A 13,035-nucleotide genomic window follows, 5' to 3' on the forward strand; every position below is an offset into this window, starting at 1 on the left:
ATGGATAAAACGAGAAAAATACTTCTTACTGAGTTCTTTGGCTCATGCCTTATCACACTGCTCATCATCGCGGTGTATGAACTTGAACTGATCTTGCCCGGTGCGTGGGCTGATGTTGAAAGCAGCAATATGGTTACGGTGCAGTTTCTTATGCAACTGTTGACCCTCGCTGCTATCCCACTTGCACTCTTCCTTTTCAAGATTGGCTACGTACACTCTGACTTACATACCGACGAGAGCCACGTCAGTCGTAAGCTACTCTTCTGGGGTAGCGTGCGAATGATGATGCTTTGCGTTCCGATGATACTCAACACCTTCTTCTACTATGCCTTCGGGGATAGTGTAAGTTTCTTCTATCTTGCCGTCATCTTAGCGTTGAGCTTATTCTTCGTATTCCCAAGCAAGAAGCGTTGCGAGCATGAATGTTCTATGGATAATTCAGAACAAGCATAAATGAAGCTGAGCGTTGTCATCGTTAATTATAACGTAAAATACTATCTCCAACAGTGTCTTGAGAGTCTTCAGCGCGCTTTGAAAGGCGTTGAAGCAGAGGTATTTGTGGTTGACAACCATTCACATGACGGCTCCGTAGCCTATCTCCGCAGCCGTTTCCCTGATGTTCACTTCATTGCCAGTGCGCATAACTTAGGCTTTGCTTGTGGTAATAATATTGCAATTCGCCAGAGTAAGGGCGAATATGTCTTACTACTCAATCCCGACACGGTTGTGGGCGAGGAGGTTATCCGTGCTTCTATCGACTTCATGGATAGCCACCTAACGGCTGGAGGACATGGCGTACAGATGCTTACTCACTGTGGTGAACGAGCCTTAGAAAGCCGTCGTGGCTTGCCCTCTCCCGTGGTTTCGTTCTATAAGATGATAGGACTTTGCAAGCATTTCCCACAAAGCGACCGCTTTGCACATTATTATATGGGCAGTCTGCCGTGGGATGTTCCGGGCAAGATTGAGGTAATCAGCGGTGCTTACTGCTTCCTTCGCAGGGCTGCCTTAGACAAGGTAGGACTCTTAGACGAGGATTTCTTTATGTATGGCGAAGATGTCGACCTCAGCTATCGACTGCTGAAAGGTGGCTTTGAGAACTGGTATCTCCCCGTGCGCATCCTGCATTACAAGGGCGAGAGTACGCAGAAGTCGAGCTTCCGATATGTTCACGTCTTCTATGATGCCATGCTTATCTTCTTCCGCAAGCATTATGGCGGTATGAACGTATTGTGGCGACTACCGATTAAGACGGCTATCTACGTGAAAGCCTTTGGCTCACTGATAGGTACAACGATACGCGCAACGAAGAAGAAACTCGGATTTCGCACTTCGAAAGCTAAATCATTCCCACATTATATCTTTGTTACAGGCGAAGAAGTAATGGAAAAGTGTCAACATTTAGCAACGGATAACGCCTTAGTGGCAGAGTATCGGGTCGCAGACAAAGATAACTTAAAGCGCACACATTCCGACCTACTCAAGGAGTTTGGAGGAAAGAACAGACCTTTTTGCATCGTCTATGACACCGACTTATTCAGCTATCAAGACATCCTGAATGTCTTTGCTGAACAGCCAAAACAGAATATTCACATTGGTTTCTACCATAGAAAGGAGAACAGAGTCGTCACCATGATGGAAGTTATAGGAGATTAAAGCATGGAAAAGAAACAGCACGTGGAAGTCAGACTGAGAGCTATGGAGCCGGAAGACCTCGATATGCTCTATCACATTGAGAACGATCGTAGCCTATGGAACATCAGTGCAACGAATGTTCCCTACAGCCGTTATGCCCTGCATAACTACATTGCTGATGCGAAAAACGATATCTATATTGACGGACAACTGCGCTTAATGATTGAAAATCATGAGCAGGAGATTGTCGGAGTGATAGACCTTGTCAACTTCGATCCAAAGCATCAGCGGGCGGAAATGGGTATTATCATCATGAAACCATTTCGCCAACAAGGCTATGCTCACGCTGCAATCTCAGCCCTTATCGACTATACCCGCGATGGTCTACACCTAAAGCAAATCTACGCTGTGGTAGACGTTGACAACGAGGTGTCACTCCGCTGTCTTTCGTCCATTGGTTTTACAAATGGCAGCATACTGAAAGAGTGGCTTTATTGTGACGGACAATACAAGGATGCAAGGGTAATGCAACTTTTTATATAAAAAGCATAAATTAATTTTGGTGGAATAGATTTTTATTATTACCTTTGCACACGCAAAACAGAAAAAGGGTTTTACACATCCATTTTTGGTGCGTTAGTTCAGTTGGTTAGAATGCCTGCCTGTCACGCAGGAGGTCACGAGTTCGAGTCTCGTACGCACCGCTGAAGCCCCAATTCTGTAATGCATGGTGCGTTAGTTCAGTTGGTTAGAATGCCTGCCTGTCACGCAGGAGGTCACGAGTTCGAGTCTCGTACGCACCGCTGAAACCTTGGCTTCTCGCCAAGGTTTTTTTGTTTATGATAGGTAAAAGGTAACGAGTAAACAAGTCGACGAGTTGACAAGTCAACAAGTTGCTTGTAAGAAAGCCAGAATAAAAGAACGAGGATTTACGTATAGAATAACAAGCAACTCGTATACTTGTAGACTTGTTAACTTGTCAACTTACACGAAAGAGACAAAGTAAGCATGAAAACATATATTTAAAGAATAACAAGTGGACGAGTGAACAAGAAGACAAGTGAACAAGTTGCTTGCCGAAAAGCCAAGTAAAAGAACGAAGATTGGCGTATAGAATAACAAGCAACTCGTATACTTGTAGACTTGCTAACTCGTCAACTTGCAAGAAAGACAAAGTAACATAGGAACTTTTTGGGTACAAGTTAACGAGTGGATAAGTTAACAAGTAAATCTTCTGCATAGCTTCTTATTCTGTTATCAACTCAAAATAACATTAGCCTCTCCCCCACTTTTACGTCCTTTGCATCAGTGAGCATTGACTAAAACATTTGAGAAATAGCTCTGTGCGTTCCATAGCCCTTAGCCTTCTGAGAATTCTCGTCCATCTAAAAAGGGTTTGTAGAGCTGCGCTTTCTTGCATATATCCGTCTTCTGTAAGAGGATATTATTACCCAAGAACTATGAAAAGTTATTACAAGTCATCAGAGAATATCGCAAAGAAAATGGCTAAAAGCGAGTATTTTTAGCACCACTGCAATCATCTTGTTGTCAACAACTTACAAAGTCACATTGCAAAAGGTGCTTAACTGGACTCCAAAAGGGCGTTAATAAGACCAGAAAAGGGCACCTTTTGCAAGCCTAAAGGGCGTCTTTTCAAAGCCAAAAGACCATGTGTTGAATTTCAGAGTATGGAAAATTGTTTACAAATAAACGCCCCAGTTCCTCCAAAACCTCCTCCAACCCCTCCAAAGGAGGGGAGAAACAAATGGGGTAATGATTTAAATACAAAATCAGCCAAGGGACAATCTGGTTTACTCTGCAAATCTTTATCCGTTTGGCACTCCCCTTGGGGGAGGGGCTGTTTGTGTCTGTGTTGTCATAATTATGACGTACTGATGAGAACTTCATTCGAATAATTGTGGATTATGAATTGGAATTGTGGAATAGTAGTAATCATAATTATGAATTTTGAATTATGAATTATGAATTACCATAATTGTTTGTGTGCGTGAACAATATTTCTAATTGAAAAAAAAGAACTTTTCTTTTGGTATTTATTGTATAAACGACTATATTTGTAGCACAAAACCTAAATCAATAGAATATATGTCTAATTTTATGAAAGTAAGTCAGAACCGCAGAAAGCACCCACCATTTGTTAGTGGTCGTTTAGCTTTCTCCTTTGCACTTGGGTTGATGGCATTTGCGCCGTCCCCAGTATTAGCCAATGTAGATGCGAACACGAGTATGAGTGTTCAGCAGCAAAAGCAGAGTATCAATGGTGTAGTGAAGGATGCTAATGGCGACCCAGTCATTGGTGCTTCTATACTGGCAAATGGTACTCCTGTAGGGGTGACCGACATGGACGGTCGCTTCTCAGTCTCTGTTGCTCCGGGTACGGAGTTGAAGATTAGTTATGTTGGTTTTGCCACTCAGAGCGTCATGGTGAGAAGTGGTGTGACGAACTATAACATTACTCTGAAAGATGAGAACAGCGCTCTCAGCGAGGTTGTTGTTGTCGGTTATGGTACGCAGAAGAAGGCAAACCTCTCTGGTTCTGTTGCACAACTTGATAGTAAGGCACTTGAAAACCGTCCTATCTCTAACGTGTCTTCAGGCTTGCAGGGCTTGCTTCCGGGTATCACGGTGACAGGAGCTGACGGTGCGCCGGGTCTTGATAATGGTACGATTCTTGTGCGTGGTGTGGGAACATTGAACTCAGCTACGCCATACATTTTGATTGATGGTGTTGAAGCAGGAACACTGAACTCGCTCGACCCAGAGGATATTGCGAGTATCTCTGTCCTAAAGGATGCTTCTTCAGCAGCCATCTATGGTTCAAAAGCATCTAATGGTGTGATTCTGGTAACTACAAAACGAGGGCAGAACGGTGCGCCAAAGGTTAGCTATTCAGGTTATTTTGGTATTCAGAATGCAACAGCCTTGATGGAAAGGATGAATTCTGCCGATGCCGCTTACTACTATAATAAGGCATTGGAGCGTAGTGGTAAGGCTCCACGTTTCTCTGATGAAGCTATTAAGAAGTTCCGTGACGGCTCTGACCCTTACAACTATCCTAATACCGACTGGTACGATCTTGCATTCAAGACAGCTTGGCAAAACCGCCATAACGTGAACATTACAGGTGGTAATGAGTATGTGAAGTATCTTGCTTCTGCAGGTTATCTCAAGCAAAGCAGTATTCTTCCTAATGCAGGTCGTGAGCAGTTTAATGGTCGTGCAAATCTCGACATGGTGTTGTCAAAGCGCATCACTGCCCATCTTAACCTTGCTTATATTCAAAACAACTACCGCGATGCAAGCAGTGCATACGCTGGTGGCAGTAGCGATCAGATTATTCGTCAGCTGAATATCATCGCGCCTTGGATTGTTTATAAGTATGAAGATGGTACTTATGGAACCGTTTCTGATGGTAACCCAATGGCTTGGTTGGAGTCGGGTATGACCGTAAACCGCAACAACCGTAACTTTACGGGTATGATTGGTATTGACTATCAGATTATCAAGGATTTGAAACTGACACTCCAAGGGGCTTACGTTGATAACTCACAGCGTTACTCTTACTTCCAGAAGTTCATTCAGTATAACCCTAATAAAGCCTCTGACCCTAACAAGTTAGAGATTGCTCACTATGACTGGCATCGTACTACCTTCGATGCGTTCCTAAACTATGATAAGTCATTTGCGCAGCACAACTTCAAGGCTATGCTCGGTTGGCATACTGAACGCTATAAGTATCTGCCTGACTGGATGTATCGTAAGAACTTCCCTAACAACGAACTTACTGATATGAACGCTGGTGATGCTTCGACACAACAGAACGCAGGTAACACTCGCGAGCTGTCAATGGTGTCTTACTTCGGTCGTCTGAATTACGACTATGCTGGTCGTTACCTCTTTGAGGCAAACTTCCGTTCAGATGCTTCTTCACGCTTTGCTGAGGGTCATCGCTGGGGCTTCTTCCCATCATTCTCAGCTGCATGGCGTATCTCTGAGGAACCATTCATGGAGAGTTCAAAGTCATGGTTGAACAACTTGAAGTTGCGTGCATCATGGGGTCAGCTTGGTAATCAGGACGCGTTGAACGATTACTATCCTTGGATGAACACTTACAACCTCAATGCGAAGTATCCATTTGGTGGTCAGCTCACTCCGGGTTACTATCAAGGTAGCTATCACCTTGAGACAATCTCTTGGGAGCGTTCAACTACATGGGGCGTTGGTCTTGACTTTACCCTCTTCGGTGGTTTGACTGGTTCGTTGGATTACTACAACCGCAAGACGACTGGTATCATCATGGACGTGTCTGCTCCTGCAGAGTTTGCACTTGGTGCTTACAAGGATAATATCGGTGCATTGCGCAATCAGGGTGTTGAGCTCTCATTGGCTTACGCAAAGCAGTTGAACAAGGATTGGACCATCAATGTTGGTGCGAACTTCTCTTACAACAAGAATAAGATTCTCTACTTGGGTGAGGGAACCGAATATATTGTAGATAAGAATGACCGCAACCGCCGTACAGCTATTGGTCAGCAGTACAAGAGCTATTATATGTACAAGGCTACGGGTAAGTTCTTCAACTCACAGCAGGAGGCTGACGACTACACAGCGAAGTATGGCAACCCATTCGGACGTAAGTTCATGGCGGGTGACCTTATCTATGAGGACACAAACGGTGATGGTAAGCTCGATTCAAACGACCGCATCTACACCGACCACACGGATATCCCAGCAATTACTTACGGCTTCAACCTTGGTGCAACATGGAAGAACATTGACTTCTCTATGATTTGGCAGGGTGTTGGTGCTGTATCTCATATCTACAACCGTGAGGTGCTTGGTGAGTTCTCTGGTGATGCCAGCCACCCTTCAACACTGTGGAAAGACTCATGGACAGACGACAACCACAATGCTAAGTTGCCACGTGTATTCGAGACAGGAAACAGCCCAAGCGACATGACTCGTGCTATGTCAACCTTCTGGTTGTGGAACACAGCTTACTTGCGTTTGAAGACCTTGCAGTTGGGTTACACCCTTCCAAAGAGTGCACTCAAAGCTGTTGGTCTTGAGAAGGTACGTATCTACTATGCAGGTGAAAACCTCCTTACCTTCGATGCATTGCCATTCAATATTGACCCAGAAGTGACCAGCGAGCGTGGATCATCTTATCCATTGCTACGTTCACATTCTATCGGTATCAATATCACATTCTAACCGTAAATACCCGATATACATTATGAAAACAGTAAGAACATATATATTAGCAGGTGTGGCTGCTCTTGTGCTCACATCTTGTAATGACTACCTTACCACTGTGCCGAAGGATGCAATGTCGCCAGCTACAACATGGAAGACGGGCGACGATGCAGAGAAGTTCCTTGTGGGCTGTTATGATGGTTGGGAAAGTGGTGCAGCCCTGCTCTATTGGGACGCTGGCTCTGACTTTGCGTACAACAACTTCCCTTGGGAAGGCTTTACCAATATCGGTAATGGTTCGCTCTCACCATCGTCTCCGGGTTGGTCGTTCTACGATTATACTATCATTGGTAGATGTAACACCTTCCTTGAGAATGTTGATAAGTGTGTCTTCAGCAGCGATGCAGTAAAGAAAGACCTCGTCGCACAGGTGAAGGCTATCCGCGCTTATAACTATTTCCGCATGGGCTTCCTCTATGGTGGTGTGCCAATCGTTAAGCCTTTCACCAGTGCTCAGGAGGCACGCGTGCCACGTAATACGGAGCAAGAAGTGAAGGATTTGGTATTCAAAGACCTTGATGAGGCGATTGCTGATATCAATACGTCTCCTGCTGCACGTGGACGTATCGCAAAGGGTGCTGCCTTAGCTATGAAGATGCGTGCTGCCCTCTACTGGGGCGACTATCAGAAGGCGAAGGATGCTGCTCAGGCTATTATCGACTTGGGTAAGTATGAACTTGATCCTGACTATACCAACCTCTTTAAGTTGGCTGGTGTTGACTCAAAAGAAATCATCCTTGCCGTACAGTATAAGAGCGGTACTCGCCCATTAAGCACTATCGGACAGCTCTATAACAATGCCGATGGTGGCTGGTCATCAGTGGTTCCAACACAGAAGTGTGTTGATAACTATGAGATGAGCAATGGTATGACTATCGATGAGGCGGGTTCTGGATACGATGCAACGCATCCTTTCCATGGTCGTGACCCACGTATGGCAATGACGATTCTCTATCCCGGTTGCGATTGGGAAGGTACTATCTTCAATACCCTCGACGAGAATGTCAATGGTAAGAAGAACCCTAACTATCCAACCAATGCTGCCAACTCTTCTAAGACTGCGCTCACATGGCGTAAGTACTTAGACCCAATGAGCCAGTATTCTGACGTATGGGACACAGAGGCTTGCCCTATTGTCTTCCGCTACGCAGAGGTACTCTTGACATGGGCAGAGGCTGAGAACGAGTTGAACGGTCCTTCAGCAAATGTCTATGCAATAATTGACAAGGTGCGTACACGCGTAGGTATGCCTGCTGTTGACCAGTCAAAGTATAACACTAAGGACAAACTCCGTGAGTTGATTCGTCGTGAGCGTGGCTCAGAGTTCGCTGGTGAAGGTCTCCGTCGTGCTGATATCTTACGTTGGACAAGCAATGGTAAGATGGTCGCAGAGACAGTATTGAATGGTCCATTGAACCGTATCACAGGTACTATTAACACATCTGCTACCGACCCAACCATGCGTGCCGTAGTCAGTGGTAGCAGTAAGGTTGAGGATCGTACGTTCCAAACCTTCAACAGATACCTGCCTATCCCACAGTGGAATATCTCTGATAATCCTAAGTTGGAGCAGAATCCAGGGTATGCGAAGTAAAAGCCCCACCCCTTCCCTCCCCGAAGGGGGAGGGGGAAAAAGCCTCACCCCCAACCCCTCTCCAGCCTCACCCCCCAACCCCCTCTCCGAAAGGAGAGGGGAGTGAAATGCGAGATACCCCTATTGTTTGGGGAAATCTTTTAGTCATTCCTAAGCGAATTGTTCCCAGCACTCCCCCTCTCCTTTCGGAGAGGGGGTTGGGGGGTGAGGCTTTTTTGTTTTTTCTTTATCCGTGTCAAAAACCTTGACATTCCCTCCAATAAAATCCATGAAACAAAGGTGAAAAACACGTATTGTGAGCAGACTTGCAACTCACAGGAAATCAATTGATTATAAAACACGATAGTAAAAGGTACTTATTAAGGTTCCAAAAGGGTGTTAGTAAGGGTCTTAAAGGGCACCTTTTGCAAGCCAATTAGGCGTCTTTAAGAAGCCAAAAGAGCACCTCTCACTCTCTAAGTTCTTGAAAAAAATTGACAAGATGAGCAAGTTGACGAGTGAACAAGTAGACAAGTTAACCAGTTGCTTGTGAGAGAAGACAAAGTAACAGATTAACAGGTGTTTAGTGGATGAGTGAACGAGTGGACAAGTGAACAAGTTACTTGCAAGAGAAGACAAGGTAACAGGTGAACAGGTGTTTAGTTGATAAGCCACTTTGTAACAAATACCTCGTTTGCAGGTTTACTTGTTTACTCGTCAACTTTAAAAATCTTGTTCCTATGTTACTTTGTCTTTTATTTACCCTGTCTACAAGCAACTTGTTCACTCGTCTACCCGTTCACTTGTCCACTTTCTCACTTTTTTGCCATTTTATTTTCTTACCTTTTAATTTTTTATTTATCTTTGCACTGTCTTTTGAAAAATAACATCTTACTAATTAAAAACCAGAGAATCATATTTAAAAGCAGTCTTATGAAGAAAATTATAACTCTCTTAGTCAGCGTATTGTTGGCAACATCATCATTTGCTATTCCTGCCATGAGGATGTGGCGAAGCTTTAAGCAGGCTGACGGAACAATCCTAAAGGTGATGACCGTAGGCGATGAGCATTTCAATTATGCGCTGACAGAGGACAACATCCCTGTGTTGCCCCATAATGGCAGCTATTATTACGCGCGTATCGAGGATAATCAGTTGGTGCCTTCATCGGTGTTAGCCCATGACAAGGCATTGCGAAAGGGAAAGGAAGAACTCGTTGCGGCAGCCATTCAGCAAGTAAGACAACTGCAAAAACAACATGAGATGCATGTCAATTCTAAGCCTTTCGGAGAAGGATTGGGAATGACATGGGAGGGTAAAAAGAAAGGACTCGTCATCTTGGTTGAGTTCGAAGATGTGGCTTTCAGAATTCCAAATGATGTGAAGACGCTCAGACCACGTGAGAAAGATGTCAAGACACTCTATGAGAACATGCTCAATAAGGTGGGATATACCAATGATAACGGTGCTATCGGTAGTGTTCACGACTATTTCCTCGACCAAAGTAATGGTAAGTTCGACCTCACTTTTGATGTCGTAGGACCCGTAAAGCTCAAGCATCCTCATCAGTTTTATGGTGAGCGAACAGCTAATATGAATGATGCGAATGCACCACAGATGATTATTGATGCCTGCAATGCTATTCAAGGGCAGGTAGACTTCAGTAAGTACGACTGGGATGATGATGGCGAAGTAGAGCAAGTTTATGTCATCTATGCCGGTGAGGGTGAGGCTACTGGTGGTGAGTCAAGTACCATCTGGCCACACAAGTATTCCCTTACCGATGCAGGACTTGACGCACTGATCTTCAATGGACAAACGATAAATACCTATGCTTGTAGCAATGAAATCATTCGTGCGAAGGTGAATGAGAAGTCGCGTATCTACTATTCTGGTATCGGTACTATCTGTCATGAGTTCTCGCATTGTCTCGGATTGCCCGACTTTTATGATACACGTGGCGGCAGTAACATTGGTTCTGGACGATACGATTTGATGTGTGGTGGTAGTTATAACGGTGGACCAGAGAGTCTGATTAACGTCTATGGTGGTACTGGAATCGGTACTGTGCCTGCTGGTTACGATGCTTATGAGAAGGCATATATGGGTTGGCTAAAGCCTATCACACTTGGCGATGAGGCTGTTGAGGTGAAGAATATGAAGGGACTTGCTGAGGGTGGCGATGCCTATTTCCTCTATAATCCAGACACGAAAAATGAATATTATATCTTTGAAAATCGTACGCCTCACCGCTGGGATGCTGAATTGCCGGGGCACGGACTGATGGTCTTCCACGTTGATTTCGATGCTTATTCATGGCGAATGAACAACCTCAATGCTGCTTCTGCACAGCGTCATCCACGCTTCACGATAGTGTCTGCCGATGGTCGACTCGATCATGACACGCAGAATAGCGACCCATTCCCAACGGATTTGAACAATAGCTTAACGAACTCTACCGACCCTCGTCTAAGTTTTTATACGAACTATAACGTCAGCAGTCAGGCTGGAGTCAAGCAGATAGTTCGCAACAATGACAACACAATCTCTTTCCACTTTACTCCGCTAAAGGCTGCAACAGGCATCAACAACCTCTCTGCCGACCACGAACAGCCAGCCGAGACCTATACAATCTCTGGTGTAAAGGTTGCGGACAATCAGAATCTCCACAATCAGATTGTGATTGTTAAGGGCAAGAAGGTGAGGAAGTAGGAGAGATAAAAAGTGAACGAGCTTACGAGTAGACGAGTGAACAAGTTGTATGCGTTGTTGGGTGTACGCATATACCTTGTTCACTTGTGAACCTGTCAACTTGTGCACTTGTTCACTTGTCAACTTTTTTCATGTATCACGAAATCAAAACATGCTCTTTTGGCTTCTAAAAGACGCCCTTTCGGCTTGCAAAAGGTGCCCTTTTAGAGTCTTACTAACGCCCTTTTGGAGTCCAATTAAGCACCTCTTGCTATGTGAGTTTACAATAGACTGATACGCTGTTAGTTACAAAGACGTTCAAAAAAGCTATTTTTGGCTGTTTTTAAGGACATTTTCGTCGCTGTTATGTAAGGAAAATTCAAAGCGTAAGTGTGATAAAAAAGTAGGAAACGACTCTGAAGTGTTAGTTACGCCATGAATATTTCTATTATTACGAAATAGGCAACAATTGGGAGGAAGTCAAGTACCATAGCCACGACGAATGCCAGTATGGCTAAGAATGTCCATTTCTCCAAAGCAAACCTATATGCGCAATAACCATTGAGCACTATTGCTACTAATAAAAGGATAAAGATAAACAGCTCGGATACTTTTCCTTCTTGAAGAAGAAGTAGACACGCCAGCATCCAAACAAACATATAGCCGAACCATCTGTAGGGTGAAGGAGTTTCTTCCATAATCGCTTGTTTTATAAGATAATACTTTCCTAATTTGAGGGATAAGTTTCCCTGTCAGTGGGTGTTTGTAAGTAGGTAAAGATAAGAAAACTTCGTATATTTATGTTTGGCTGCCAACACGTTACGTTAGTATTCTGTTAATGATTACCCCTGCAAAGGTAAACATTATTCTTATTTATCAACGATTTTATTAGTATTTTGTTGATAGGAGTGAGCAGGAAGTGAATTTTATATTATCTTTGCACATATATTTATAAAATAATAATACTATGACAAAGAAGGGAGAAATCTTCGTTAAAGATGTAGCAATTAAGACTATGACAAAAGATGGTATTGATTACATCTGTATAACAGACATTGCTCGACAGAAGAATGCTGCTGAGCCTAAAGACGTTGTTAAGAATTGGATGCGCCAAAAGAATACGCTGGAGTATTTGGGTTTATGGGAGAAACTAAACAATCCTAACTTCAAAGGGGTCGAATTCGACCCCCTTTTGGCAGAAGCAGGTAGTAACTCTTTTACTATGAGCCCAACCAGATGGGTGGAGTTGACTGCAGCAATAGGTGTCTTCACTAAGAATGGAGCTGGTGGTGGTACTTTTGCTCAGCGTGATATAGCTTTCAAGTTTGCCAATTGGGTTTCTGTTGAGTTTGAACTTTATCTTGTCATGGAGTTCCAACGTCTGAAAGCTAAAGAACAAGAGTTGATAGGATGGACTGCAAAAAGAGAATTATCTAAGATAAACTATCGCATACATACGGATGCTATAAAGAGTCATCTCATCCCAGAGAAAGTTACCCCTACGCAGGCAAACATCATTTATGCAGAGGAGGCAGACGTGCTGAATGTTGCCATGTTTGGAATGACTGCCAGACAATGGCGAGAGTCTAATCCAGATTTGAAAGGTAATATTCGTGACTATGCTTCTGTAAATGAATTGATTTGTTTGTCGAACATGGAGAATATCAATGCAGTACTTATCAATGACGATATACCTCAAGGGGAAAGACTTGTCAGACTTAATCAGATAGCTATTCATCAAATGCAAATCCTTGAGAGGAATAGTAATAGAAATCTTTTACGGTGATTTCTTTTCGTCAATAAAACAATTGAAAACAATACATATTCTCTCGTTCACAAAGAAGATAGATATAATAGTC

The 13,035-nt window shown here is 43.7% G+C and carries 8 protein-coding genes and 2 tRNA genes; 9 read left to right on the forward strand and 1 reads right to left on the reverse strand.

Annotated elements, in window-relative coordinates; all coding sequences use genetic code 11:
• The 8 genes from J4861_RS01020 to J4861_RS01055 all read left to right on the forward strand — a co-directional run bounded on the left by J4861_RS01020 (window position 1) and on the right by J4861_RS01055 (window position 11,197).
• Window positions 1-453 carry a hypothetical protein gene (locus J4861_RS01020; protein WP_211816354.1) on the forward strand — a complete coding sequence of 151 codons (453 nt, stop codon included), beginning with the start codon at window positions 1-3 and terminating at the stop codon, window positions 451-453.
• A complete protein-coding gene (locus J4861_RS01025; RefSeq protein WP_211816355.1) occupies window positions 454-1,656 on the forward strand; it encodes a glycosyltransferase family 2 protein in 1,203 nt (400 codons plus the stop codon).
• Between the two features lie 3 nt (window positions 1,657-1,659).
• On the forward strand, window positions 1,660-2,178 hold the full coding sequence (locus tag J4861_RS01030; RefSeq protein WP_211816356.1) for a GNAT family N-acetyltransferase: 519 nt from the start codon (window positions 1,660-1,662) through the stop codon (window positions 2,176-2,178).
• A gap of 87 nt (window positions 2,179-2,265) precedes the next feature.
• Window positions 2,266-2,339, forward strand: a tRNA-Asp gene (locus tag J4861_RS01035).
• A 25-nt stretch (window positions 2,340-2,364) separates the two neighbouring features.
• Window positions 2,365-2,438: transfer RNA gene (locus tag J4861_RS01040), tRNA-Asp, on the forward strand.
• A 1,303-nt stretch (window positions 2,439-3,741) separates the two neighbouring features.
• Window positions 3,742-6,870 carry a SusC/RagA family TonB-linked outer membrane protein gene (locus tag J4861_RS01045; protein WP_211816357.1) on the forward strand — a complete coding sequence of 1,043 codons (3,129 nt, stop codon included), beginning with the start codon at window positions 3,742-3,744 and terminating at the stop codon, window positions 6,868-6,870.
• Window positions 6,871-6,892: 22 nt separating this feature from the next.
• On the forward strand, window positions 6,893-8,506 hold the full coding sequence (locus J4861_RS01050) for a RagB/SusD family nutrient uptake outer membrane protein (protein ID WP_211816358.1): 1,614 nt from the start codon (window positions 6,893-6,895) through the stop codon (window positions 8,504-8,506).
• A 912-nt stretch (window positions 8,507-9,418) separates the two neighbouring features.
• On the forward strand, window positions 9,419-11,197 hold the full coding sequence (locus J4861_RS01055) for a M6 family metalloprotease domain-containing protein (protein ID WP_211816359.1): 1,779 nt from the start codon (window positions 9,419-9,421) through the stop codon (window positions 11,195-11,197).
• Between the two features lie 407 nt (window positions 11,198-11,604).
• On the opposite strand, the gene J4861_RS01060 is transcribed toward J4861_RS01055, so the two are convergent.
• Window positions 11,605-11,874 (reverse strand): hypothetical protein, encoded by a 270-nt coding sequence (locus J4861_RS01060; protein WP_211816360.1) that lies wholly within the window; start codon window positions 11,872-11,874, stop codon window positions 11,605-11,607.
• Window positions 11,875-12,143: 269 nt separating this feature from the next.
• Between J4861_RS01060 and J4861_RS01065 the strand changes: the two genes are divergently transcribed.
• Window positions 12,144-12,962: a KilA-N domain-containing protein gene (locus tag J4861_RS01065; RefSeq protein WP_004359207.1), complete on the forward strand. Its 819-nt coding sequence runs from the start codon at window positions 12,144-12,146 to the stop codon at window positions 12,960-12,962.
• Window positions 12,963-13,035: the final 73 nt, after the last annotated feature.

The sequence above is a fragment of the Prevotella melaninogenica genome (assembly GCF_018127925.1).
Classification (GTDB): Bacteria; Bacteroidota; Bacteroidia; order Bacteroidales; family Bacteroidaceae; genus Prevotella; species Prevotella melaninogenica_C.

Excerpts from the sequence above, each read along its gene's own strand:
- J4861_RS01045 (WP_211816357.1), top strand. The coding sequence starts at position 3,742 with ATGTCTAATTTTATGAAAGTAAGTCAGAACCGCAGAAAGCACCCACCA.
- J4861_RS01025 (WP_211816355.1), top strand. The coding sequence starts at position 454 with ATGAAGCTGAGCGTTGTCATCGTTAATTATAACGTAAAATACTATCTC.
- J4861_RS01020 (WP_211816354.1), top strand. The coding sequence starts at position 1 with ATGGATAAAACGAGAAAAATACTTCTTACTGAGTTCTTTGGCTCATGC.
- J4861_RS01030 (WP_211816356.1), top strand. The coding sequence starts at position 1,660 with ATGGAAAAGAAACAGCACGTGGAAGTCAGACTGAGAGCTATGGAGCCG.
- J4861_RS01065 (WP_004359207.1), top strand. The coding sequence starts at position 12,144 with ATGACAAAGAAGGGAGAAATCTTCGTTAAAGATGTAGCAATTAAGACT.
- J4861_RS01055 (WP_211816359.1), top strand. The coding sequence starts at position 9,419 with ATGAAGAAAATTATAACTCTCTTAGTCAGCGTATTGTTGGCAACATCA.
- J4861_RS01050 (WP_211816358.1), top strand. The coding sequence starts at position 6,893 with ATGAAAACAGTAAGAACATATATATTAGCAGGTGTGGCTGCTCTTGTG.
- J4861_RS01060 (WP_211816360.1), bottom strand. The coding sequence starts at position 11,874 with ATGGAAGAAACTCCTTCACCCTACAGATGGTTCGGCTATATGTTTGTT.